Origin of the sequence: Sphingomonas sp. CFBP 13720, assembly GCF_014842075.1 — a bacterium.
GTDB lineage: Bacteria > Pseudomonadota > Alphaproteobacteria > Sphingomonadales > Sphingomonadaceae > Sphingomonas.
This window is the reverse complement of the sequence record NZ_JACYVA010000013.1, coordinates 15332-40015: the sequence shown is the minus strand read 5'-3', so window position 1 is coordinate 40015 and position 24684 is coordinate 15332. Positions and strand designations below refer to the sequence as shown.

Genomic DNA, 24684 nt, shown 5'->3' with positions numbered 1-24684 from the left:
TCAACAATGTCAAAGAACCAAACAAAAACCGGCGTCGCTTCGCTGCCCCTCTTAAGGAAGGGCAGTTGCTTCGCCTGCGTTTCGCTGTTCCAGAGAAGCGTTCCCAATGGCTCGCCCCGTCCGGTGAACAGGCCTCTACGGGCGACGTCGGATTCGGTCAACGGCTTTTTGCATTTTTATGTCGAAAAAGTTTCAGATTGGCGGAAAAGCCGGGGTTTACGCTTCCGAAACCGGGTAGCACGCACGGCGTCATGATGGATGCCACACCCGAACTACCGCCGGTCGCACCCGAATCGCTGGGGAAACAGGTGCGGCGCGCCGTTCTATGGCGTTCGGGAAGCCAGATTGCCGGGCAGATCGTGTCATGGGCATCGACCTTCCTCGTCATCCGCATGCTGACGCCGGCGGATTACGGGTTGGTGGCGATGACCGGTGTGGTGCTGCTGCTTCTCAGCATGCTGAACGGGCACGGCTTCGCCAATGCGCTTGTCCGGCACCCGGACGCATCGCCACGGCAGCAACGGCAGGTATTCGGCATGCTGGTGCTGCTCAACGCCCTGCTGGCGATGGCGCAGTTCGTTGCCGCACCGTGGATCGCGGACTATTATGGCGAACCGCGCGTCGCCGATCTGCTGCGGGTCCAGGCCCTGCTCTATATCGCGACACCGTTCAGTTCGCTCGGCTACGCGCTGCTGGCGCGCCGGATGGATTTCCGGCGACAGGCGCAGGTCAATCTCGTCGCGTCGCTCGCCGGCGCGGTCGCTGCGATCGTGGGTGCGTATCGCGGCCTCGGCGTATGGACGCTGGTATTGGCACCGGCCGTGCTGTTCGCCGTCCGCGCGATCGGGCTGACGATCGCGGCGCGTTCGTGGATGTTGCCGGTCTTCGACGTACGCGGTGCCGGGCATCTCGTGCGCTATGGCGGTGCCGTCGCCGGAGCGAGCCTGTTGGGATTCGTACAGAGCCAGGCCGATGTGGTGATCGCCGGTCGCTGGTTCGATGCGCATGCGGTCGGAATTTATACCACCGCGCTGTTCCTGACGCAGATCTTCACCAACAAGGTCGTGCCGCCGCTGAACGACGTGGCGTTTTCCGCCTATGCCCGGATGCAGCATGATCCGGCTGCCATCGCCACCGGCTTTGCCCGATCGGTCCGGGTGGTAATGCTGGTGGCGGTGCCGTTCTTCCTAGGGCTTGCGGTCGCAGCCGATCCGGTGGTGGCGATCGCGCTGGGGCCGCGATGGCGCGAGGCTGCGCCGCTCGTCACGCTTCTGGGCATCGCCATGCCGTTCATGGCGCTGCAGACGCTCTTCGCACCGGCGGTCGATGCTATGGGACGGCCGGGGACGACGGCGCGCACCACAGCCTATGGCGCGATATTGCTGCCGATCGGGTTTCTGATCGGCGGACGATACGGGATCGAGGGTCTGGCCGCAGCATGGATCGTCCTGCATCCGGTGTTGCTGGCGATCGTCGCGCGGCGCGCGCTGCCGGTGATCGGCCTATCGGGACGGGCGTTCGTCGCGGCGGTCGCACCCGCCTTTGCCGCGGGCGCAGTCATGGCGGTGGCAGTCGTGCTGGTTCAGCGCGCCGTCGGGCCGCTGCCGTCGGTTGCGGCGCTGATGCTGGCGATCGGGGTCGGTGCGACGGTCTATTTCGGTGTGCTGATGCTGTTCGCCCGATCCGCTCTACGTGACATAGGCGTTATGCTGAGACGCTAGAGTATGCTTCGAGTGAGGGATTACCTGTCGAGAAGTGCGGCGATCGCGCGTTGCGTCGCGTCGAAATAGGCGTTGCCGTGGAAGCGACAGGTGCCGATGAAATGCGCGAACGCCGCGTCGTCGGGCATGCCGTCGTTCCAGAAATTGAAATAGCGGTCGTAGGGCAGCATCACGGGTGCGGGATCGTTGGCGACGACGAAGTTCGCCGCGACCTGTTCGGCCCCCCACCGCCCCCATTGCTTGCGCCCGATCAATCGGTCCATTTCGATCGAGAGCGCCTCCGCCACGCTGCGTCCGTCCGCCGATGGCGCGAACCCGGCAAAGCCCGCGCACCCGCGCACATATTGCAGCGTCCGGCCCTGAAACGTCATCCGGTCGAGCATCGCTTCCGCCGCTGCCTGGACATGCGTCGCGGGGTCCAGCAGATCGACGCGCGCCCGACCGGCAACGAACGCCGCCGTCGATGCCAGCGTCGCATCGCCTTCGCCCAGCAGCGTGAAGCTGCGCCCGGCATCGATCGCCGCCACCACTTCGGGCACCGGACCGAGCGTCACCGTGTCCGAATCGAGCTGGACCACATAATGATGCGCGCGAAGGTCGAGGATGGCGAGCAGGCGTTCCCATACGTTGCGCCGCGGACACGGGCCGGTCGCGACATCGTCGATCGCGATCACCTGCGGATCGCCGAGATGCGCGGCCAGTACCCGACGATCGGCAAGGGTCAGCGTCCCGTCGTCGAGCAGGATGATCCGTCCGCGCCCCAGATGCCGGTGCAGCGACTTCACCGCGACCAGATAGGGCAGCACGACCTTATGTCCGATCATCGAGAACAGCACGAGGCCGTCGTCACGCGGCACGATGGCCGGCGTGGCGAGGATGCCGGCCGCGAGACGGCGGTGGCGCCACCGCTTGACGCGCAGTTTGAGATGTTGCGCGATCGACGACATGCGGATCGTTAGCTGCCCCGGTGTCGACCGCTGGTCAACGGTCGATCCTCCACGAACGCAATGGCCGGCGCGTTGCGGTGGTTCAGGCCTGCTGGATATAGTCGCGCATCGCGGCGGCATCCGCTTCGATCCGGTCGATGCGATGCTTGACGAGGTCGCCGATCGACACGAACCCGACCAGCCGCCCGCCGTCAATCACCGGCAGGTGCCGGATCCGCCGGTCGGTCATCAGCGACAGCGCGCCGAGCACCGGCTGTTCGGGGCCGATCGTGATCGCCGGGCGGCTCATCCGTTCGCCGACCGCCACCGACAGCGCGTCGGTCCCGTCCTGCGCAAGGCAGCGGATCACGTCGCGTTCGGAAAAGACGCCCGCGACGACACCGTCCGCCAGTACCGGGACCGCGCCGATCCGGTGTCGCGCCAGCAGCGCCACCACGTCCCCCACGCTGGTATCGGTCGTCGTCGTCACCACGTCGCGCGCCTGCAGCGCCTGTCCGATCGTCATCGCTCGCTCTCCCGCGCCGGTACTGCCGACGTCACCCTTGAGGATCACACATGGCGGCCCCATTGAACAGTCATGGCGAACGACCTCGACGATCCGACATATGCCGCCTTTGCATGGAACCGATTCCGCCGGATGCTCGGCTGGATGGCACTGGTGTCCATCGTCGCGGCGCTGGTCGCGCTTGCCGGAATCTGGTGGTGGATCGGGACGATGACGATCGTCATCGCGCTGGCCACGCTGGGCGGCGTCGGGGGATCGGTGCTGCTGGGCGCGGCGCTGATGGGGCTGGTGTTCCTGAGCGCCGGGTCGGGCCACGATGCGGCGGTCGATTCGTTCAATGCCGATCGGGACCCTGGCCGGGAACGGCGGGACTGACGACGGCCGCTGGCCCGGATGGCCGGATCGTCACCGACGACGGACGTTCGGTCATGATGAACGGCGACAGCCGGACGGCATTGCTATCCGACAAAGCACGCACGAAAGCCCGCCGGTCGATCGCGGGATCGTCCGACAGGCTGCGGCATCGGTAGCAGGATGCACGCCCGGCGAGGCCAGGCAGCGATCAGGAGGCGGCCGGAGCCGCCGCGATCACTTGATCTTCGCTTCCTTGAAATCGACATGCTTGCGCACGACGGGATCGTACTTGCGGAAGGTCAGCTTCTCGGTCTGGTTGCGCGGGTTCTTCTTGGTGACATAGAAGAAGCCGGTATCGGCCGAGCTGACGAGCTTGATCTTGACGGTGGTCGGCTTTGCCATGACCCAAAAACCCCTTGGGCCTGACGCCCGGAAATTGACAACAAAAGGGCGGCCCGCCGAAAAGCGTTCCGCTGCAAGGTCGGGGCGCATGGGGCAAGCGCCCGATGAAGTCAAGGCGAACCGCCTTCACCGGACCGTAACCTGTCGCTGTCATACCCAATATCAACGGGTTGGGGGCACGGCATGCAGATCGAATCGGCACATATCGACGCGGAACACGCGCTGGCGGCAGCGCGGATGACGGGACCGATGGCGGAGATCGAGGCGATTCGCGCGATCGCCACCTCGCAGGCCAGCCTGCCGGCGCTGTCGGTGCTGGCGGTGGTCGATGCCGCGCTTGCCCGGGGCGAACGGCGATCGATCGGCGAATGGACCGCCCTTGCCCGCGACGCCGTCCGTTGCGGACGCAGCGATGCGGCCACGGTGCAGGCCTATACCGCCGCCTGTACGGTGCGAATGGCCGGTTGAGGCGCGGCACCGCCGCATGGACCCGCTGATCCCGGCGTTCATCGCGGTGATGCTGGCCGGACTCACCGATCGCCCGCCGGTGCTGGTCGCATTACTGGCCGACCGGTTCGGGGTCAGTCGTACGATGGCCGGCGCGTTCGTCGCACATGCGGTCGGTTATGGAATCGCGGCTGGGGCCGGCGCACTGGTCGCCCCGCAACTGCCCGCCGACGCTAGGACATTGTTGCTGGCGCTGGCATTGATGGCGGTCGGCGGATCGACGTTGTTCGCCGCGCGACTTCGCGACCGGCTGGACGGATGGCGATTGCCCGGTCCGATCGTCGCCGCCTTGGGGGTCGGCATGCTCGCGCTGGGCGACCGCAGCCAGTTTCTCGTCTTCGCACTGTCGGCACGCACCCCCGCCCCGATCCTTGCCGCGACCGGCGCGACGCTGGCGGCGACGGCAGTGGCGTTCGTCGCAGCGACGCTGGGCGAGCGCGGCTGGAGTCGCCTGCCGTTTACCATCCTGCGCCCGATCATCGGCGCACTGCTGCTGGGAACCAGTGCCGCCACCGCGCTGACCGCATTGCGGCTGGCCTGAACCCGCCGAAGGCGATTTTGCCGCCGCCCGCCGGGATAGATTCGGCAGGGTAATCGTTTCCCCTGCGAACCGATTATCCTGCGGAGACTTGCCTTGACCAATCCGGCGCTCGATACCCCGACCGATCTGCCCAACAACAAGACCGTGACCGTCGCCGACGGGCTGAACGCCTCGCTCGCCGACTGTTTCACGCTGTATCTGAAGACCAAGAACTTTCACTGGCACGTGTCGGGCCCGCATTTCCGCGATTACCACCTGATGCTGGACGATCAGGCAGCGCAGATTCTTGCGGTGACCGACGTCATCGCCGAACGGGTGCGCAAGACCGGCAACGTCACGCTGCGGTCGATCGGCGATATCGCGCGTCGCACCGCGATCCGTGACAATGACGCCGATTTCGTCAAGCCCGACGACATGCTCGCCGAACTGCGCGACGACAATCTGAAGCTGGTCGAACGATTCCGCGAAGCGCGCGAAGCGGCCGAGGATGCGGGCGATACCGCGACCAGCAGCCTTGCCGACGAATGGATCGACCAAGCCGAGGAACGCGCATGGTTCCTGTTCGAGGCCGCCCGCAAGGGTTGATCGTCATCCCTGCGCCCGACGCACCCGGTCGCGGGGAACCACGACGCTTCCCGCACGCTGGAACGGGACACGATCAGGGACGAATATCATGTTGAAATGGGCCGCAATCTTTCTCGTCGTCGGACTGGTGCTGGGCCTGTTGGGCTTTGGCGGCGTGGGCGGCGCGTTCGTCGGCATCGCCAAGATCCTGTTCTTCGTCGCCATCGCCATCTTCGCGGTGCTGCTAGTCCTCAGCCTGATCGCGGGCAAGGGCGTGAAGCGGGCGATCGATTGACCCGCGCGGCCGGTCGTCGCGGGTCGGTGGTGCGTCGCTGACATGCGTGCGTTTGCCGATCTGCTCGACCGGCTGATCTATACCCGGTCGCGCAATACCAAGCTGGCGCTGATCGGCGAGTATCTGCGCATGACGCCCGACCCCGATCGCGGCTGGGCGATCGCGGCGCTGACCGGCGATCTGGACCTGCCCGCCGTCAAATCGGCGACGATCCGCGCACTGATCGAGGCGCGGACCGACCCCGTGCTGTTCGCGATGAGTCGCGATTTCGTCGGCGACACCGCCGAAACGGTCGCGTTGCTGTGGCCCGAACCACCGCCGGGCAGCCTGCCGCCCGATCCCGATCCGCTGAACCTCGACCGCGTCGTCACCCGGCTGGCCAGCCTGTCGCGGTCCGACGCGCCGGCGGCGCTGGCCGGGATGCTCGACCGGCTCGAAGCGGACGAACGCTATGCGTTGCTGAAACTCGCCACCGGCGGTCTGCGCGTCGGCGTGTCGGCGCGTCTTGCCAAGACCGCGCTGGCGCAGGCGTTCGGGCTGGACGTCGATGCGGTCGAGGAAGTGTGGCACGGCCTGTCCCCGCCCTATGCCGCATTGTTCGAATGGGCCGAGGGGCGTGGCGAGCGGCCGCATGCCGCCGACCTGCCGGTGTTCCGCCCATTCATGCTGGCGCATCCGCTCGATGACGGCGTAGTCGATCTTGCCGATTATGCCGCCGAATGGAAATGGGACGGCATCCGGGTACAGCTGGTCCATGTCGGCGGAGAAACGCGACTGTACAGCCGGGCGGGCGACGACATTACCGCCAGTTTCCCGGACGTCGCCGCCGCGTTCCGCACGCCGGGCGTGCTGGACGGCGAACTGCTGGTGCGCGGATCGGCACAGGGCGCGACGCTGCACGACGACAGCGGTGCCGCCAGCTTCAACGCGCTGCAACAGCGGCTGGGGCGAAAGACCGTGTCGAAGGCGATGCTGACCGACTATCCGGCCTTCGTCCGGCTGTACGACATATTATTCGACGGCACGGAGGATCTGCGCGACCAGCCATGGACCGGACGCCGTGCGCGGCTGGAATCCTTCGTCGCGCGGCTCGATCCGGGGACGTTCGATATCTCGCGCCTGATCGACGCGGCGGATTTCGAGGCACTGGCCGACCTGCGCATCGGTGCGCGCGACGCCGCGATCGAAGGCGTGATGCTAAAAGCGCGCAATTCCCCCTATGTCACCGGACGCCGCGTGGGGTTGTGGTACAAATGGAAGCGCGACCCGCTGATCGTGGATTGCGTGATGATGTATGCCCAGCGCGGCAGCGGCAAGCGATCGTCCTTCTATTCGGACTATACGTTCGGCTGCTGGACCGGCGACCCCGCCGAAGGCGGCGAGTTGTTGCCGGTGGGCAAGGCCTATTCAGGCTTCACCGACGAGGAGTTGAAGGGGCTGGACCGGTTCGTCCGTCAGCACACCGTCGCGCGGTTCGGCCCGGTGCGCGAAGTCGAGAAGACGATGGTGCTGGAGGTAGCATTCGATTCGATCCACGAATCGAAGCGGCACAAATCGGGGGTCGCGATGCGCTTTCCCCGCATCAACCGCATCCGCCTCGACAAACCGGCGGCGGAAGCGGACACGATCGAGGTGCTGCGCAAGCTGATCGCGTGACGTTTACTCCAGCGCGATCTCGAACAGCATCGGCCACCATTTGCCGGTGACGAACAGCCGCTTGCCCGCCGCATCCCACGCGATCCCGTTCAGCACCGCTTCCGGGTCCAGATCGCCCAGTTCGGCACGCAGCGGCGACAGGTCGACCAGCGCGTCGACCGCACCCGTCGCCGGATCGATCCGCACGATGTAATCCTTGTGCCAGACATTGCCCCACAGCTTGCCGTCGATCATCTCCAGCTCGTTGAGGTCGCGCACCGGCCTACCGTTGGCGGTGACCGTCACGCGCCGCCGTTCGGCGAAGGTGACGGGGTCGAGGAAGCGCAGCACCGGCGTTCCGTCGGACAGGATCAACGACGCGCCGTCGTTCGCCAGTCCCCAGCCCTCGCCCGCATAGCGTGCGCTGCCGACCCGGCGCAGCGTCTTCGGGTCCCAGCGATGCGCGACGCCGTCGGTCCAGGTCAGGCTGACCAGCCGACCGCCGGCTACCGTCATCCCCTCACCGAACTGCTGTCCCGGCAACCGACTGCGGGCCAGTACCTTGCCGTCGTTCAGCCGCACCCGTCGCACGTCCGATACGCCCGGCTGTCCGGTGCTTTCGAACAGCGCGTCGTCATGCCACACCAGCCCCTGCGTGAACGCCGTGCGATCGTGCGGATACCGCGCCACGATCCGCGCGGTGATGCCCTGTACCGGCACGATCACAGGTGCCGGCGCGGGCGGCACCGGCCCCGGCGGTGCGGTCTGGGCCGCCCCACCGGCGGCAAGCAGGAGCGCGATCGGCAACATGTAGCGGAACATGGTCATCGCACCTCTTCGTCCCACGGCGCTTGCTGTCGGCTGAACATGCCCGGACTATCAGGTCGCCGGACAATGGGCGAGCGCGCCGGACCGGTTTCGTCGCGAACCGCAACTGTCACGCTGGCATCAACAACCGCCGGGCCGCGTCGCGGTTCGCGGCGGCGATATCGACGGTCGACGTCGTCTGCGCCATCACGATCGCCCCCTGGATCAACGACAATAGCTGGACGACGACCTTGTCGGGATCGTCCGGGGCCAGCGGCGCGACCAGCGCGGCGACCAGCGCGTGCAGGCTGTCGAAATAGCCGGCGATCATCGCCTCGACCTCCGGCAGATCGGCGTCGGGACCGAACTCCGCCAGCCCCTTCACGAACGGACACCCGCGAAACGGCGGTTGCCGGAACGAAGCACCAAGCGCGTCGAAAATGGCGAGAACGCGATCCTCCGGCGACAGGTCGGGCCGATCGGTGGCCGATGCGAGCATCTGTAGCCACACGACGTTCTGGTGCCGCAGATAGTCGGCGACCAGCCGCGCCTTCGACGGAAAATGCTTGTAGAACGTCATCTTCGCCACGCCGCTTTCGGCGATGATCCGGTCGATGCCCACGGTGTGGATGCTGTGCCGATAGAACAGGTTCGACGCGGCCTTCAGGATACGGTCGCGCGGCGCGAGCGCGGCGAGCGGCTGGTCGTCCCGATCGGTCGTCGCCTGCATGTCCGTGGTTCCATCCTTCATTCCGGCCATCCTTGTCGAACGCTCCGACGACATGGCGCGTTCATTTTGTATTTGTAAAGACAGACAGGTCTGTCTACCCACCGCATTCTCTTCAACGGACGGGATTTCGATATGGGCAAGATAGTGGTCGTCACCGGCGCGAGCAGCGGTTTCGGAAAACTCACCGCACTGGAACTGGCGCGGCAGGGCCACAGCGTCGTCGCGACGATGCGCGATATCGACGGACGCAACCGCGCGGTGCGCGACGAGCTGGTCGAAGCCGCTCAGGCGGACGGCAATCCTTTGCAGGTGCTCGAAATGGATGTCGCCGACGATGCGTCGGTCGCCGCGACCATCGCCAGCGTGATCGCGCACCACGGCCGGATCGACGTGCTGGTCAACAATGCCGGACTGATGCCGATCGGCGTGACCGAAGCCTATACGGTCGCCGACGTCGAACGGCTGTTCGCCGTCAATGTCCTTGGGACCGTCCGCACCAACCGCGCGGTCCTGCCGCACATGCGCGCCGCCGGCAGCGGATTGCTGGTGCAGGTCACGTCGTTGATGGGGCGGTTCACCATTCCGTTCTTCGGCGTCTATGCCGCCAGCAAGTTCGCGCTGGAGGCGCTGGCCGAAACCTATCGCTACGAACTGCGCAGCTTCGGCGTCGATTCGGTGATCGTCGAGCCGGGTCCGTTCCCCAGCAACCTGATTGCGTCCAGCCCCCAGCCGTCCGATGCCGCCGTGCTGGCATCCTATGGCGACGTCGCGGCGATCCCCGGCCAGATCAAGGCTCATGCGGATCAGCAGTTCGACCCCGCCAATCCGCCGCGCCCGCAACGGGTGGCCGACGCCATCGCGAAGCTGGTCGCCGCGACCGAACGCCGCCCGCTGCGCACCGTGGTGATGCCCGAGGGAATGGATTTCGGCGTCGAACAGATCAACGCCGCCGTCGCCCCGATCCAGAACGGCGTCCTGACCGCGATGGGCATGGAAGCGATGCTCTAGAGCGGTGGTCAGGCCAGCGTCGCGGCCACCGCCCTGCCCACCGCCACGGTATCGGCACTGCCGCCAAGGTCGCGGGTACGGGTGCGGGGATCGGACAGCGCATGTTCAATGCCCCGCATCACGGCGGCGGCGGCTTCCGTCTCGCCCAGATGTTCCAGCATCATCGCCCCTGCCCAGATCTGTCCGATCGGGTTCGCGATCCCGCGCCCGGCGATATCGGGTGCCGATCCGTGGACCGGTTCGAACAGCGACGGGAAATTGCGTTCGGGGTTGATGTTGCCCGATGGCGCGATGCCGATCGTGCCGGTGCACGCCGGCCCCAGATCGGACAGGATGTCGCCGAACAGGTTCGATGCGACCACCACGTCGAACCGGTCGGGGTGCAGCACGAAATGCGCGGTGAGGATATCGATATGATATTTGTCCCATGTCACGTCGGCATAGCCGGTGGCCATCGCCTCGACCCGCTCGTCCCAATAGGGCATCGAGATCGAGATGCCGTTGGACTTGGTCGCAGAGGTCAGGTGCCGCGCATCGCGCTTGCGGGCCAGGTCGAAGGCATAGCGCAGTATGCGGTCGACGCCGATGCGGGTCATGATCGTTTCCTGCATCACGACCTCCCGATCGGTGCCGGGAAAGATCCTGCCGCCGACCGAGCTGTATTCGCCCTCCGTATTTTCGCGCACGACGACGAAGTCGATATCGCCCGGCTCGCGTCCGGCCAGCGGCGACGGTACGCCCGGCATCAGCCGGACCGGACGCAGGCTGACATATTGGTCGAACTCGCGCCGGAACTGGATCAACGATCCCCATAGCGAGATATGATCGGGCACCGTGTCGGGCCAGCCGACCGCGCCGAAGAAGATCGCATCGTGCCCGCCGATCCGCGCCTTCCAGTCGTCCGGCATCATCCGGCCGTGTTCGAGATAATAGTCGCACGACGCGAACGCGAAATCATCGAATTGCAGGTCGAAGCCGAAGCACGCCGCGGCGGCGTTCAGCACGCGCACGCCTTCGGGAACGACTTCCTTGCCGATCCCGTCGCCGGGAATGCAGGCGATGCGATAGGTGCGTGGCGACATGGCGAGGTCCTTCGGCGACGGGGGGTTCAGCGCTCGGCCGGCCTTGTCGTGACGATGCAGTCGATCGTCGCGAGATCGCCGAACCGCGCCGTGCAGTGCTGGCCGATCGTCACCTTGTGGACCCCGGTCAGCGCGCCGGTGCTGATGATCTGCCCGCGCTTCAGCGGTCGGCCCAGCGCAGCGGCCTGACCCAGCGCGAAGGCGAGCGCGGGAAGCGGCCCGTCGGCGTCGGCCCAGAGCAGCGCGGTGCCGGCGGATGCGCCGTCGATCGTCACCTCCACCGCCTTGCCCACCAACGCGGTAAGATCGACGGACGGGCCGAGGATCAGTCCGCTATTGTTGCCGAACGCGGGGATCGCCGCGAGCGCGCCGAGCGTCGGCAGAGTGGCGAGCGCGCTGCTCGCCGCCTCGACCACCAGCCGCACGTCGCCGATCAGCGCGCGGGCATCGGTGATCGACCAGTCGCGACGGTCGGGATCGGCGTCGTCGCCGAGCACGAGGCCGATCTCCGCCTCGAACGCGGCGCTGCCGCCGGGATAGGCGGGAACGTCCGACACCGCGCCCGCCGTTACGATCGTCCGGGCAAAGATGGGGCCGAGGTAGCGGCTTTCCCCAACCCGTTCGCGCCATGGATCGTTGATCCGCGCGACCTTCCAGCCGCCGATCGCGTCGGGCCAGCGGTCGATCGCCAGTGCCTGCGCGGCATAGGCATCGGCCAGCGTCTCGGGCGGTTCGCCGGGATAGGCGGGGATCGCCACCCCGGCATGGCGGGCGGCGACGAAGGCGTCGGCGATGGCGGCGATTGCGGCCGGTGCCAGGGCAGCGCTCATCCGTCCACCTGCACGGTGTCGCTGGCGACCAGCGCGGTCATGTTGACGATGCCGCGCGTCGTCGTCGAGGAAACGAGGACGTGCACCGGCTTCGACATGCCGAGCAGCATCGGGCCAACCGGCAGGCCGCGGGTGATCGAGGTCGCCAGCGTCAGCGCGACGTTCGCGGTGTCCAGCGACGACATGACCAGCAGGTTGGCCGCACCGTCCAGCGTCGACCGGGTGACACTGCGCGCGCGGATCGCGGCGTTCAGCGCGCTGTCGGCGTGCATCTCGCCGTCGATGGCGAGGTCGGGAGCCTGTTGCCGCACCAGCGCCAGCGCCTCGCGCATCTTGCGCGCGCTGGGCGAATCGGACGCGCCGAAGTTGGAATGCGACAGCAGCGCGGCGGCGGGGACGATGCCGAAGCGGCGGACCTGTTCTGCTGCCATCAGCGTCAGTTCGGCCAGTTGCTGCGCGGTTGGATCGACGTTCAGATGGGTGTCGGCGAAGAACAATGTGCCGCCGTCGTGGATCAGGCCGGTCAGCGCATAGGCGCGGGTGGCGCTGGGCACGCGCGGAATGATCTCCAGCACCTGCCGGGTTTCCTGCCACCAGTCGGCGGGCGTGCCGCACAGCGCTGCGTCGACCAGCCCCAGCCGCAGCAGCATCGCGGCGGTGACGCTGGGCTGTTGCTTCACCCGCTTGCGCGCGGCGGCGGGGGGCACGCCGCGCCGTTCGACCAGCTCGCCATAGGCGTCGCCGAGCCGGGCGTGAACGTCCTCGGTGCCGGTGGGGTCGAAGATCTCGATATCCGCGCCCGGCCGGATGCGCAGGCCGAGCCGCACGATCGCCGGTTCGATCACTGCCGCCCGCCCGACCAGCACCGGCCGCGCCAGCCCTTCGTCGACGACGATCTGTGCCGCGCGCAGCACGGCATCGGCTTCGCCCGCGGCATAGGCGACCCGTTTCGAGCGGGCGCGTGCGGCCTCGAACACCGGCATCATCAACTGGGTCGAGCGATAGGCGTGGCGGGCAAGGCTGCCGCGATAGGCGACCATGTCCGTGATCGGTGCCAGCGCGACCCCGGTGCGCGCGGCAGCGGCGGCGACGGCGGGCGCGACCTCAAGGATCAGGCGCGGATCGAACGGCTTTGGGATGATATGGTCCGGCCCGAACAGCAGCGGTTCGCCGCCATAGGCGTTCGCTACCACCTCGTCCGGTTCGACGCGCGCCAGCCCCGCGATCGCCTCTACCGCCGCGACCTTCATCGCTTCGTTGATCTCGGTCGCCTGACAGTCGAGCGCACCGCGGAAGATATATGGGAAGCAGAGCAGGTTGTTGACCTGATTGGGAAAGTCCGACCGGCCGGTGGCGATGATCGCGTCGGGGCGTTCGGCGCGGACCAGATCGGGTCGGATTTCCGGCTCGGGATTCGCCATCGCGAGGATCACCGGCTTCGGCGCAAGCAGCGGGAGCCATTCGGGCTTGAACACGCCGGGCGCGGACAGGCCGAGGAAGATGTCGGTGCCCGCGATCACCTCCGCCAGCGCGCGCGCGTCGGTCGACCGGGCATAGCGCGCCATATTGGGCAGCATTCCGGTGCGGCCGGTGTGGATGACCCCCTCGATATCGGTCAACGTGACGTTGGCGACCTGCAACCCCAGCTCGACGAGCAGGTCGACGCAGGCGAGCGCCGCCGCGCCCGCGCCCGACGTGACGAGCTTCACGTCCTCGATCGCCTTGCCCTGCAACAGCAGCGCGTTGCGCACCGCCGCCGCCACGACGATCGCGGTGCCGTGCTGGTCGTCGTGGAACACCGGAATGTTCATCCGCCGGCGCAGCTCCGCCTCGATCGCGAAGCATTCGGGGGCCTTGATATCCTCAAGGTTGATGCCGCCGAACGTCGGCTCCAGCGCGGCGACCGCGTCGCAGAACGCCTTAGGATCACTGGCGTCGACTTCGATGTCGAACGAATCGATCCCGGCGAACTTGCGGAACAGGATCGCCTTGCCTTCCATCACCGGCTTCGACGCAAGGGGACCGATATTGCCGAGTCCGAGCACGGCGGTGCCGTTGGTGACGACGCCGACCAGATTGCCGCGCGCGGTGTAATCCCGCGCGGTGATCGGATCGGCCGCGATCGCCTCGCATGCCGCCGCGACGCCGGGGGAGTAGGCAAGCGCCAGATCGCGCTGCGTTTCCATACGCTTGGTCGCATGGACCCCCAGCTTTCCCGGCACCGGCAGGCGGTGGTAATCGAGTGCGGCCTGCCGAAAATCGTCGTCGATGCTCATCGAAGCTGTTCCTTGGTTCGCGCCGGCCGCCTCAGAAGCGGAAACTTGCCCATAGGGCCGCGTAGGAGGAATCGCGATAGCCGGCGGCGGTGAGGCCGCTTTTTGCGAAGGCATGTTCCAGCCGACCGGTCAGCGAGACGCGCGGGCTGAGCGTCCAGATCGCCTGCAACCGCGCGACGTCGACGGTGCGCCGCCCCCCGGTTCCCTCCGTCCCCGCGAACGGCGTGCCGTTCGATCGATAGACCGCATCGCGAACCGTATCGCGCCATGTGAACTGATATTCGCCTGTCACGCGCAACGTCTTCGCCGGCGACACGGTCAGGCTGGGCGCGATCGCGACGAGGTTGGTCGGGGTCAGATACCCTTGATAGCTATAATAGATGTTGTTGCCATAGGGCGCGAAGGCGTTCTTGAGCTTGCCCCCGTCATAGGCACCGCCGCCAGTCGCATAGTCGAAATGCAGCCCCAGCCGTGGCGCGGTGTTCGCCGCGCCCAGCCGGTACGTGCCTGCCAGCAGAACCTGCCACGCATCCAGCGTCCGTTCGCCATAGCGGCCGCCCTGATGATTGACCGTCGCATCGACCGTGGACCGGCCGATTTCGCCCCACAGATGCGCGCCGACATAGACCCGCTCCTCGCGCGCCGTTTCGGCACCCCATGTCGCCGCGCGGTTGCGCAGCCGCCAGACGAACGGGTCGAGATACAGCTTCGATCCGCCCAGCAGCGTCGTCGGCAGCACGATCCCCGTCGTCACGCCGCTGAACCTGCGATCCCAATCGACCGGATCGTCGCCGATGCCGCCATTGCCGTACGCCGTATAATACAGGTCGAACACGTCGGCGCGCAGCGTCGATCCGCGCGCCCATGCCCGCACGCCGGTCAGGCTGGTCTGCACGGTGTTGTTGTCGCGGTTGGCCAGCAACAGGTTCGACCCGTCGATAAACACCTGCCGACCGACACGCACCCCGACGTCGGTCGCGCCGACCTGCGCAGTCGCATCGATGAACGCCTGCTGCACCAGCAACTCGTTCGACAGCGTGCCCGACGGCGATCCGATGTTCCGGCCGTCCATCGGGCCGCGCGCCAGTTCGCCGTACGCCCGGAAATGCTCGCCGACATGCAGGTCCGCGCCGGCAAAGATGCGGTAACTGTCCTGCCGCTGGTGCGGTGCTTCCCGCCCTTGCGGATTGGAGAAGTAATTCACCCGCGTCCGCAATTCGCCCGACAGCGTCAGATACACGTCGTCCGATCCGATCGGGATGTATTTCAGCCGGTCGAGGAAATCGTCGCGCTTCGCCGGATCGCGCATCTTGCGCCAATCCTCGGCCCAGCGCAGCGGGTTATACCCCTGCTGCGTGTTGCCGTCGCCAGCGGCGGCATCGGGATAGGGGGTTGCGACCGGGGTCGCCGGCACCTGTGTCTGCCGCGCCTCGATTGCGGAAGGGGGGCGATCCTGCGCCGTCGCAGGGTACGCGGCGGTCAGCGCCGCGATCGCGATGCCGCAGCCACGCATCAGGGTTGGCCGGTTCATGCTGTACCTCTCTGCCGTCCGGTCGATGCCGGGCCGGTCGTCTGTCGGTGCGGTGCATCGGCGGGGCGACGACAAGCCACCCCGCCGACACCGGTCATTCCGCGAGTTCGCGCATGACCTTGATAAGATCGGACTTGCCCTCGAACCCGATACCGGGAAGCTCGGGCATCGTGATGTGGCCATCGATCACCTTCACCCCGTCCGGGAACCCGCCATAGGGCTGGAACAGGTCGGGATAGCTCTCGTTCCCGCCCAGCCCCAGACCGGCGGCGATGTTCAGCGACATCTGGTGCCCGCCATGCGGCACGCAGCGCGACGGCGACCAGCCGAACTGCTTCAGCACCTCCAGCGTGCGGAGATATTCGACCAGCCCGTAGGACAAGGCGCAGTCGAATTGCAGCCAGTCGCGATCAGGGCGCATTCCGCCATGGCGCAACAGGTTGCGCGCGTCCTGATGCGAGAACAGATTCTCGCCGGTCGCCATCGGGCCCGGATAATATTCGGAGATCGCGGCCTGCAACGAATAGTCGAGGGGGTCGCCGATCTCCTCGTACCAGAACAAAGGATATTCGCGGAGCATCTTGGCATAGGCGATGCCGGTTTCCAGATCGAAGCGGCCATTGGCGTCGACCGCCAGCTGCGCCTGCGACCCAATTTCGTTCAGCACCGCTTCGATCCGGCCGCGATCCTCCTCGATCGACGCGCCGCCGATCTTCATCTTCACGACGTTGTAGCCGCGATCCAGATAGCCGCGCATCTCCGCGCAGAGCGCGCTATTGTCCTTGCCGGGATAGTAATAGCCGCCGGCCGCATAGACGAAGACGCGCGGATTGGCCTCGCGCTGGTGGCGTTCGGCGAGCAGGCGGAACAGCGGCTTGCCCTCGATCTTCGCGACCGCATCCCAGATCGCCATGTCGAGCGTGCCGACCGCCACCGAGCGTTCGCCGTGGCCGCCGGGCTTCTCGTTGGTCATCATCGCCGCCCAGATCTTGTGCGGATCGAGATTGTCGCGATTGTCGTCGAGCAGGCTTTCAGGCGCGGCTTCGAGAATCCGGTCGCGGAAGCGTTCGCGGATCAGGCCGCCCTGACCGTAGCGGCCGTTCGAGTTGAAGCCGTAGCCGACGACGCGCTTGCCGTCGCGCACCACGTCGGTGACGACCGCGACGAGGCTGGCGGTCATCTTGCTGAAATCGATATAGGCGTTGCGGATGGGGGACGAGATGGGTTGCGTGATTTCGCAGACGTCGATGATGCGCATGGGAATGCTCCTCTATTGATGATGGTGGATGGGTATCAGTGGGTGTCCGCCGGACCGGCGGGGTGGAGGGTGATGCTGGCCGGTCGTTCGCCCTTTTGTTCGGCGATCACGGCCTTGACGGTGTCGGTGTCCAGCGCGCCTTCCCATTTCGCGATCGCGATGGTCGCGACGCCGTTGCCGATCAGGTTGGTGACGGCACGCGCCTCGTTCATGAAACGGTCGACGCCGAGCAGCAGGACCAGCCCCGCCGCCGGGATGTCGGGGAAGGTCGACAGGGTGGCCGCCAGCGTGACAAACCCGCCGCCCGCGACCCCGGCCGATCCCTTCGACGTCAGCAACAGCACGCCGAGGATCACGATCTGATGCCACAGCGTCAGCGGCGTGTTGGTCGCCTGCGCGATGAAGATCGCCGCCATCGTCAGGTAGATGCAGGTGCCGTCGGCATTGAAGGTATAGCCGGTCGGCAGGACGAGGCCGACGACGGGCTTGGCGACGCCCAGCCGTTCCAGCTTCGCCATCATGCGCGGCAACACCGCCTCGGTCGAACAGGTGGCGAAGGTGACGAGCAACTCGTCCTTGAAATAGCGGAAGAACTGCAACAGCGGGAAACCCGCCCAGCGCGCGATGCTGCCGATTACGAACACCACGAAGATGGCAGAGGTGAGATAGACTGCCAGCATCAGGTGGGCGAGACCCCAAAGCGAGCCGAGACCATGCTTGCCAATCGTATAGGCGACGCCTGCACCCGCGCCGATCGGGGCCAGCTTCATGACCATGCCGACGATACGGAACAGCGTCTGCGTCATCGATTCGATCACGGCGGTCAGCGGCTCGCCACGCTTGCCGATCGACACCAGTGCATACCCGATCAGGACGGCGATCAGGATGATCTGCAACATCGCGCCCTGTGCGAAGGCGTCGGCCATCGTCTTGGGAATGATATTCAGGAAGAAGTCGGCGATGCCGTGCTGTTCCTGCGACGCGGGCTGGTATTTGGCGATGCCGCTGGCATCCAGCGTCGATACGTCGATGTTCATGCCGACGCCCGGCTGCATCAGGTTGACGACGACCAGACCGATGACCAGCGCGAGCGTCGAGACGATCTCGAAATAGAGCAGCGCGCGGACGCCGATCCGGCCGACTTCCTTGACGTTGCCCATCTTGGCGATGCCAAGCACGACCGTGCCGAAGATGATCGGGGCCAGCAGCATCTTGATGAGCTTGATGAAGCCATCCGCAAACGGCTGGAGCGCCACCGCGACCGCCGGGAAGGCGACTCCGATCGCAGCACCGATGGCAATGCCGATCAGTACCTGAATGTACAATTGGCCTAACAGGCGTCTTGCCATGGTTTCTCTCCGGCTCTCTCGCTAAAACGGCTTATGATTATCGTTGTGGCCGGATGTTTCGGCTGAAATGGGGGTTGTGATCAAATGCCGATGTGGTTGTCGAAGATGCCGATTCGGCATAATGATAGCCGGCGCAGCCCGAAGGAGGCCGCGCTGGGCGGGACGCGATCATGCAACTGGACTGGCTGGAAGATTTCCTGACGCTGGCCGAGGAACGCAATTTCTCGCGCGCGGCGGAACGGCGCAACGTGACGCAGCCCGCGTTCGGACGGCGGATCCGTTCGCTCGAACAATGGGTCGGCACCGCGCTGTTCGCCCGCACGAAAACCGGGACCGATCTAAGTCCGGCGGGGGAACAGTTCCGCGGCTATATCCAGGTGTCGGTCCGCGACCTGTATCGCGCGCGGACGGCGGCGCTGGAGGTCGCGGACCAAGCGGCATCGGTCCTGACGGTCGCGGCCACGCACGCGCTGTCCTTCACCTTCTTTCCGCACTGGATCGTCGAACATGCGCCGCACGAACCGATCAACCTGAAATCGGACAGCATGCAGGCGTGCGAACGGATGATGCAGCGGGGGGAAGCGTCGTTCCTGCTGTCGCACCACCATCCGCTGTTGCGCACGTCGCTCGACACGCCGGACTTTGTGCGGGTGGAGATCGGCGACGATTTGCTGATACCCGTGTGCCAGCCCAATGAAACCGGCGCGCCGCGATGGACCCTGAACGGCGGCGAAGTGCCCTATCTGGCCTACAGCCCCGAATCGGGCCTCGGTCGCATCCTGCACGCGGACTGGACCGCCCGACAGATCGCCCCTCCCCTTGCCGTCGTGCTGCAATCGCGGCTCGCCGCAGCGCTGCTGTCGATGGCGATCGACGGCGGCGGCGTCGCTTGGGTCCCCGAATCGCTGGCGCGTACGGCACTAGCCGCGGGAAAGGTCGTGACCGCCGACGCGGCCTATGCGACTCCCATCGCCATCGCCCTGTCGCGGCCGGCTATCGCGTTGTCCAAGGTGTCGGAAACGCTATGGTCGTCCGCCTGCGCCCATGCGCGCGGTTCGCCGTTCACGCCGGCGGCGCGCGCATGATGCCAGCGATCGCAGCGACCTGATCCGATGGCGGAGCCGCCGGGTGCCGGGCTTGAAACGTTCCGACCGACGAACCTGAACGCGGTGCCGGCCTGTCCCCTTGCCGGCCACCGCTTACGACAGGTCGGGGGTAGACCGGTCGGAAGACCGTACGCCCCGCAAACCCCCTGTCAGCACGCCGTCGGACGGACGCTTACACGTCGAGATTCGCGACGTTCAGCGCATTCTCCTGAATGAACTCGCGGCGCGGTTCGACCACGTCGCCCATCAGTCGCGTGAAGATTTCGTCCGCGACGTCGGCCTGTTCGATCGCGACGCGGAGCATCGAGCGGTTGGACGGATCGAGTGTGGTCTCCCACAATTGTTCCGCGTTCATTTCACCCAGACCCTTATAGCGCTGGATCGACAGGCCTTTCCGGCCCGCGGCGAGGATCGCGTCGAGCAACTGGCTGGGCCGCGCGACCAGCGTTTCCCCCTTCTGCGCGACGGCGGGGACCTCGCCTTCGTCGCCTTCCGGTTCGGCGATCGGGTCGGCAGCGGCACCCCGCGCGCTGACCAGCTTCGACAGGCCGGCATAGCTGTCCGCCTCTTCCGCCGCGAGCGCATGGAGCTTGCGCCCCTCCGCCGATGTCAGGAACGCCGGTTCGATATTGTGCGTGTCGGTGACGCCGCGCCAGCGCCGCTGGAACTGCAACCCGCCCTCTTCGGTCACGCGCGCGGTCCAGTTCGCCTCGCCATCGGTGCGATCGAGCCGGCGCAGCGCATCGGCCAGCCGCGTTTCGCGCGTGGGGGTGTCGATCACGGGATCGAGCGCACCCGACAGCGCCAACACCTCGACGATGCCGGCATCGTAGCGCCGGGGGACATAGCGCATCAGCGTGCGCATCCGCCGCGCATGCGACAACAGCGCCTTCAGGTCGTCGCCGCTGCGCGCCCCCGCCGGCGTTTCGAGCACATGCGCGTTCACGCCGCCTTCGACCAGATATTCGTCGAGCGCGTTGTCGTCCTTCAGATAGACTTCGGAACGCCCCTTCGACGCCTTGTACAGCGGCGGCTGCGCGATGAAGAGGTGTCCGCCCTCGATGATTTCGGGCATCTGGCGATAGAAGAACGTCAGCAGCAGCGTACGGATATGCGCGCCGTCGACGTCGGCGTCGGTCATGATGACGACCTTGTGATAGCGCAGCTTGGCCAGATTGAAATCGTCGCGGCCGATGCCGGTGCCCATCGCCTGGATCAGCGTTCCGATTTCGCGGCTGCCCAGCATCCGGTCGAACCGGGCGCGCTCGACGTTCAGGATCTTGCCCCGCAACGGCAGGATCGCCTGAAAATGACGATCGCGTCCCTGCTTGGCCGAACCGCCGGCCGAGTCACCCTCGACCAGGAACAGTTCGGACTTCGCCGGATCGCGTTCCTGACAATCGGCCAGCTTGCCGGGCAGCGACGCGATGTCCATCGCGCCCTTGCGCCGGGTCAGCTCGCGCGCCTTCTTGGCGGCCTCGCGCGCGGCGGCGGCGTCGATCACCTTGCCGATGATCGCCTTCGCATGCGCAGGATTTTCCTGCAGATATTCCGCCAGCTTGTCCGCCATCAGCGCTTCCAGCGGCTGACGGACCTCCGACGACACCAGCTTGTCCTTGGTCTGCGACGAGAATTTCGGATCGGGCAGCTTGACCGATACGATCGCAGTCAGCCCTTCGCGCATGTCGTCGCCGGTCAGCGACACCTTTTCCTTCTTCAACATGCCCGATTTGTCGGCATAGTTGTTGAGGGTGCGGGTCAGCGCGGCGCGGAACGCGGCCATGTGCGTGCCGCCGTCGCGCTGCGGGATGTTGTTGGTGAACGCCAGCACGTTTTCATAATAGCTGTCGTTCCATTCCAGCGCGACGTCGATGCCGACATCGTCGCGAAACCCGTGAATCGCGATCGGTTCGGGCATCAGCGGCGTCTTGGTCCGGTCGAGATAGTTCACGAACGCGGCGATCCCGCCTTCGTAGAACAGTTCGACCTCGCGCGGTTCCTCGTGCCGGGCGTCGACCAGCACCAGCCGCACGCCCGAATTGAGGAACGCCAGCTCGCGGAAGCGATGCTCCAGCTTGTCGAAATCGAATTCCACGATCTTGAACGTGTCGGGCGACGGCAGGAACGTGACGCGGGTGCCGCGCTTGTCCGACGGTCCGACGACCTTGAGCGGTGCTTCGGCATCGCCGCGCCGGAACCGCATGAAATGTTCCTGCCCGTCGCGCCAGATCGTCAGGTCGAGAAATTCGCTGAGCGCGTTGACGACCGACACGCCGACGCCGTGCAGACCGCCCGACACCTTGTAGGCGTTGTCGTCGCTGCTGTTCTCGAACTTTCCGCCCGCGTGCAGCTGGGTCATGATGACCTCCGCCGCCGACACGCCTTCTTCGGTATGGATGCCGGTCGGGATGCCGCGCCCGTTATCCTCGACCGACACCGATCCTTCGGGGTTCAGCGTGATGAGAATGCGGTCGCAATGTCCCGCCAGCGCCTCGTCGATCGCGTTGTCGCTCACCTCGAACACCATGTGGTGGAGGCCGGAGCCGTCGTCGGTATCGCCGATATACATGCCGGGGCGCTTGCGGACCGCGTCCAGCCCCTTCAACACCTTGATCGAATCTGCGCCGTAGTCGTTCTGATTGGGGTTCGTTGCCATCCCGAACCCATAAGGTTTCACGGTCCAAAACTAAAGCAAAACCCGCTTGTGAGCGCTGCCACGTCGTGCCGGCCGGTGCGGCCGGACGATGAACGGGAGCTAACAGACGCATTCAGTCTCGGCTCAAGCGAATCGGGCCATACCGTTTCTCACAGACGGAGGGGACACGCCCCCCGCCACATGATTTTCGAAGGAGACGATCGATGTTCAAGAAGCTGACCCTCGCCGGTGCCGCGCTCGCCACGATCGCGACTGCCGCCGCCCCCACCGTCGCTTCGGCGCAGAGCTATCGCGGCGACCGCTACGAACAACAGTATCGTGGCGATCGCGGCTACCGCGAATATCGCGGAGACCGTGGCTATCGGAACCAGTATCGCCAGCGCGCCAATCGCGGCTGCGAGAATGGCGATGGCGGCACGGTGATCGGCGCGCTGGCCGGCGGCCTGCTCGGCAACACGGTGGCGGGCAACAACAACCGCCTGCTCGGCACCATCCTCGGCGGTGGCGTGGGCGCACTGGCCGGCCGCGCGATCGACAAGTCGGACGCACCGCGCAACTGCCGCCGCTGAGCCACCACTCCCGGGTGCGTAGCGGGGCGTACGAAGGGCCGGTTCCCATGAGGGAGCCGGCCCTTTTCGCATGCGTGCAGAGCGTGTGCAGGCCGGATGATGTTTCCGCGCGGTGATTGTCGTGGCCATCGCTGGCTGCGAGGTGCCGTTCCAGGATGATCGCGGAGGGCGGCGGATGCGTTGGCATGGGGGATATGCAACTTGCGCGGCGGTGCTGCTGATCGTCGAGATCGGCATCGCGCTGTTCGTCGACGACAACGTGATCCGACCGCATGGCGGCGACGTGCTGGCGGTGATGCTGTTGTATTGCGCGGTGCGGGCGGTGACGCGATTGCCGGCTGGCGTGGCCGCGATGACCGCGTTCACGGGTGCGATCGCGATCGAATCGGCACAGTTGCTGGATATGCCCGAACAACTCGGATGGCAGGCCAATCCGGTCCTTCGCACCATATTCGGCCACGCGTTCGATCCCGTCGATATTGCGGCATATGCGATCGGCCTGTCGGCGATATTGTTGTTGGAAGCCATGCGCGCCGTTCGCGCCGGCCGGATGGTCGGCGGCACGATCACGCCTGCCACGCTGTGGTCCCTGACATTATGGTTGCCGGCAGGGTTCGTTGCAGTGAACCTCGTTTACTGGCCGGCAGTCCTTGCGTCGGGCACACTGCCTGCGGACGCCGACAGCGTCGCGATACCGATGCTCCAAGCAATACCAACAGCTGCGGTACTCGGAATCGTCGCCTGTGGGATGACGTGGTGGGCATTGCGCCGGCGTCCGGCGACCGCGCGATGGACCGAATGGCGGCGCGACCGGCCGTGGCGGTCGTGGTTCTGGTCGTCGACGCTTGGCGGGGCGGCGCTGTGGCTCACGGCTCAAGCAGTGTTCGACATAACATCCGGTCCGCCGACCTATGAACTGTTGTGGAGCGGGTACGGATTGACGCTGGCGGCGTGGCTGCTCGGCGTCAGGGCGATACTGATGGTCCGCCAGGCACGGTCGGGATCGGATAACCCACGCGACAACCGTTCATCCTGAATGGTCATCGATCTGGTCGACATGGTGTGTCGAAGGACGGTGCCGGTGCTTCGATACCGATTGGCTCGTTCGCCCGCAGGGGATGACGGACAGGTCGCGCTCCGTTCGGGCGTGACGACGGCAAAGCCGCCGTCGGTCGGGTGGCGCTTCGGCCACCCGCCGGCCGTGCCGGGCAATGCTCGAGCTTCGCGCTTGCAGCGACGCGGAAGCATTCTTCCGCGCCTTCGCCCGTCAGTACATATGCTGCCCGCCGTTGATGCTCAGCGTCGATCCGGTGACGAAGCCGCCCTCTTCCGAACACAGGAACGTCACGCCGCGTGCGATCTCGCTCGCCTGTCCCAGACGGCCGACCGGGATTTTCGCCACGATCTTTTCGAGCACGTCGGCCGGGACCGCCGCAACCATGTCGGTGTCGATATAGCCCGGTGCGATCGCGTTGACGGTCACGCCGAAGCGCGCGCCTTCCTGTGCCAGCGCCTTGGTGAAACCATGGATGCCCGATTTGGCGGCGGCATAGTTGACCTGTCCGTACTGGCCCGCCTGTCCGTTGATCGATCCGATGTTGACGATCCGTCCCCATTTGCGGGTCCGCATGCCGGGGAACGTCGCCTTGGCAAGGTTGAAGCAGCCGCCCAGATTGGTGCGGATCACTTCGTCCCACATCTCCCACGTCATCTTCAGCAACGTACCGTCGCGCGTGATGCCCGCATTGTTCACGACGATATCGACCGGACCGATCGCGTCCTCGACCGCCTTCACGCCCGCTTCGGTCGCGGCGAAATCACCGACGTCCCATTTGAACGCGGCGATGCCGGTACGGTCGGAGAACGCCTTCGCCTTTTCATCATTGCCGGCATAGGTCGCGGCGACGGTGACGCCCGCTTCCTGCAACGCAAGGCTGATCGCCTCGCCGATGCCGCGCGTGCCGCCGGTGACGATCGCTACCCGTGCCATGCATTCTCTCCTGTTATCGTT

Annotated in this window: 24 protein-coding genes; 11 read left to right on the top strand and 13 right to left on the bottom strand. The window is 66.2% G+C overall.

The features are described 5' to 3' along the window. The first annotated feature begins 251 nt into the window (after window positions 1-251). Window positions 252-1721, top strand: a complete 1470-nt coding sequence (locus IFT55_RS16575) for a lipopolysaccharide biosynthesis protein (RefSeq protein ID WP_249403895.1) — start codon at window positions 252-254, stop codon at window positions 1719-1721. 20 nt (window positions 1722-1741) lie between these two features. Here IFT55_RS16575 and IFT55_RS16570 read toward each other — a convergent pair whose 3' ends face one another. Both IFT55_RS16570 and IFT55_RS16565 read right to left on the bottom strand, forming a co-directional pair. After that, the gene (locus IFT55_RS16570) at window positions 1742-2668 is read right to left on the bottom strand and encodes a hypothetical protein (RefSeq protein ID WP_192093457.1); all 927 of its coding nucleotides are present in this window, start codon (window positions 2666-2668) and stop codon (window positions 1742-1744) included. Between the two features lie 82 nt (window positions 2669-2750). Continuing rightward, window positions 2751-3173: a CBS domain-containing protein gene (locus IFT55_RS16565; RefSeq protein WP_192093465.1), complete on the bottom strand. Its 423-nt coding sequence runs from the start codon at window positions 3171-3173 to the stop codon at window positions 2751-2753. Window positions 3174-3245: 72 nt separating this feature from the next. Between IFT55_RS16565 and IFT55_RS16560 the strand changes: the two genes are divergently transcribed. Next, window positions 3246-3548: a hypothetical protein gene (locus IFT55_RS16560; protein WP_192093456.1), complete on the top strand. Its 303-nt coding sequence runs from the start codon at window positions 3246-3248 to the stop codon at window positions 3546-3548. Between the two features lie 213 nt (window positions 3549-3761). Here IFT55_RS16560 and rpmG read toward each other — a convergent pair whose 3' ends face one another. Next, window positions 3762-3929: a 50S ribosomal protein L33 gene (gene rpmG, locus IFT55_RS16555; protein WP_055761635.1), complete on the bottom strand. Its 168-nt coding sequence runs from the start codon at window positions 3927-3929 to the stop codon at window positions 3762-3764. Between the two features lie 183 nt (window positions 3930-4112). Between rpmG and IFT55_RS16550 the strand changes: the two genes are divergently transcribed. The 5 genes from IFT55_RS16550 to IFT55_RS16530 all read left to right on the top strand — a co-directional run bounded on the left by IFT55_RS16550 (window position 4113) and on the right by IFT55_RS16530 (window position 7492). After that, complete coding sequence (locus tag IFT55_RS16550) at window positions 4113-4397, top strand: hypothetical protein (protein ID WP_192093455.1); 285 nt, start codon at window positions 4113-4115, stop codon at window positions 4395-4397. 16 nt (window positions 4398-4413) lie between these two features. After that, window positions 4414-4977 (top strand): TMEM165/GDT1 family protein, encoded by a 564-nt coding sequence (locus IFT55_RS16545; protein WP_192093454.1) that lies wholly within the window; start codon window positions 4414-4416, stop codon window positions 4975-4977. Between the two features lie 93 nt (window positions 4978-5070). Further along, entirely contained in the window at window positions 5071-5562 is a 492-nt protein-coding gene (locus IFT55_RS16540; RefSeq protein WP_192093453.1) for a Dps family protein, read from the top strand. 88 nt (window positions 5563-5650) lie between these two features. Further along, window positions 5651-5836 (top strand): DUF1328 family protein, encoded by a 186-nt coding sequence (locus tag IFT55_RS16535; protein WP_192093452.1) that lies wholly within the window; start codon window positions 5651-5653, stop codon window positions 5834-5836. A gap of 42 nt (window positions 5837-5878) precedes the next feature. Beyond that, the gene (locus tag IFT55_RS16530) at window positions 5879-7492 is read left to right on the top strand and encodes a cisplatin damage response ATP-dependent DNA ligase (RefSeq protein ID WP_192093451.1); all 1614 of its coding nucleotides are present in this window, start codon (window positions 5879-5881) and stop codon (window positions 7490-7492) included. Window positions 7493-7495: 3 nt separating this feature from the next. On the opposite strand, the gene IFT55_RS16525 is transcribed toward IFT55_RS16530, so the two are convergent. Both IFT55_RS16525 and IFT55_RS16520 read right to left on the bottom strand, forming a co-directional pair. Continuing rightward, on the bottom strand, window positions 7496-8299 hold the full coding sequence (locus IFT55_RS16525; RefSeq protein ID WP_192093450.1) for a glutaminyl-peptide cyclotransferase: 804 nt from the start codon (window positions 8297-8299) through the stop codon (window positions 7496-7498). 109 nt (window positions 8300-8408) lie between these two features. Next, complete coding sequence (locus IFT55_RS16520; RefSeq protein WP_197976513.1) at window positions 8409-9029, bottom strand: TetR/AcrR family transcriptional regulator; 621 nt, start codon at window positions 9027-9029, stop codon at window positions 8409-8411. 111 nt (window positions 9030-9140) lie between these two features. On the opposite strand from IFT55_RS16520, the gene IFT55_RS16515 reads away from it, so the two are divergent. Next, a complete protein-coding gene (locus IFT55_RS16515; protein ID WP_192093449.1) occupies window positions 9141-10016 on the top strand; it encodes an SDR family oxidoreductase in 876 nt (291 codons plus the stop codon). A gap of 8 nt (window positions 10017-10024) precedes the next feature. Here the strand turns inward: IFT55_RS16515 and IFT55_RS16510 are convergent, their stop codons facing one another. The 6 genes from IFT55_RS16510 to dctA form a co-directional block, all read right to left on the bottom strand. Further along, a complete protein-coding gene (locus tag IFT55_RS16510) occupies window positions 10025-11098 on the bottom strand; it encodes a tartrate dehydrogenase (RefSeq protein ID WP_192093448.1) in 1074 nt (357 codons plus the stop codon). Between the two features lie 26 nt (window positions 11099-11124). Next, window positions 11125-11928 carry a 2-keto-4-pentenoate hydratase gene (locus IFT55_RS16505; RefSeq protein WP_192093447.1) on the bottom strand — a complete coding sequence of 268 codons (804 nt, stop codon included), beginning with the start codon at window positions 11926-11928 and terminating at the stop codon, window positions 11125-11127. Continuing rightward, window positions 11925-14198, bottom strand: coding sequence for a phosphate acyltransferase (locus IFT55_RS16500; protein ID WP_192093463.1), 2274 nt, complete (start codon window positions 14196-14198; stop codon window positions 11925-11927). The genes IFT55_RS16505 and IFT55_RS16500 overlap by 4 nt, the downstream gene beginning before the upstream one ends. Before the next feature lie 37 nt (window positions 14199-14235). After that, complete coding sequence (locus IFT55_RS16495) at window positions 14236-15735, bottom strand: alginate export family protein (RefSeq protein ID WP_249403894.1); 1500 nt, start codon at window positions 15733-15735, stop codon at window positions 14236-14238. Between the two features lie 94 nt (window positions 15736-15829). Continuing rightward, window positions 15830-16999: a mandelate racemase/muconate lactonizing enzyme family protein gene (locus tag IFT55_RS16490; RefSeq protein ID WP_192093461.1), complete on the bottom strand. Its 1170-nt coding sequence runs from the start codon at window positions 16997-16999 to the stop codon at window positions 15830-15832. A gap of 29 nt (window positions 17000-17028) precedes the next feature. Next, window positions 17029-18342, bottom strand: coding sequence for a C4-dicarboxylate transporter DctA (gene dctA / locus IFT55_RS16485; protein WP_192093446.1), 1314 nt, complete (start codon window positions 18340-18342; stop codon window positions 17029-17031). A 170-nt stretch (window positions 18343-18512) separates the two neighbouring features. Between dctA and IFT55_RS16480 the strand changes: the two genes are divergently transcribed. Beyond that, window positions 18513-19427 carry a LysR family transcriptional regulator gene (locus tag IFT55_RS16480; protein WP_192093445.1) on the top strand — a complete coding sequence of 305 codons (915 nt, stop codon included), beginning with the start codon at window positions 18513-18515 and terminating at the stop codon, window positions 19425-19427. A 193-nt stretch (window positions 19428-19620) separates the two neighbouring features. Here the strand turns inward: IFT55_RS16480 and gyrB are convergent, their stop codons facing one another. Continuing rightward, entirely contained in the window at window positions 19621-22104 is a 2484-nt protein-coding gene (gyrB, locus tag IFT55_RS16475) for a DNA topoisomerase (ATP-hydrolyzing) subunit B (protein WP_192093444.1), read from the bottom strand. 203 nt (window positions 22105-22307) lie between these two features. Between gyrB and IFT55_RS16470 the strand changes: the two genes are divergently transcribed. Both IFT55_RS16470 and IFT55_RS16465 read left to right on the top strand, forming a co-directional pair. Continuing rightward, a complete protein-coding gene (locus IFT55_RS16470; RefSeq protein ID WP_192093443.1) occupies window positions 22308-22673 on the top strand; it encodes a glycine zipper 2TM domain-containing protein in 366 nt (121 codons plus the stop codon). Window positions 22674-22848: 175 nt separating this feature from the next. Then, the gene (locus IFT55_RS16465) at window positions 22849-23709 is read left to right on the top strand and encodes a ribosomal maturation YjgA family protein (RefSeq protein WP_192093442.1); all 861 of its coding nucleotides are present in this window, start codon (window positions 22849-22851) and stop codon (window positions 23707-23709) included. A gap of 231 nt (window positions 23710-23940) precedes the next feature. On the opposite strand, the gene phbB is transcribed toward IFT55_RS16465, so the two are convergent. Beyond that, on the bottom strand, window positions 23941-24663 hold the full coding sequence (phbB, locus tag IFT55_RS16460; RefSeq protein ID WP_192093441.1) for an acetoacetyl-CoA reductase: 723 nt from the start codon (window positions 24661-24663) through the stop codon (window positions 23941-23943). Window positions 24664-24684: the final 21 nt, after the last annotated feature.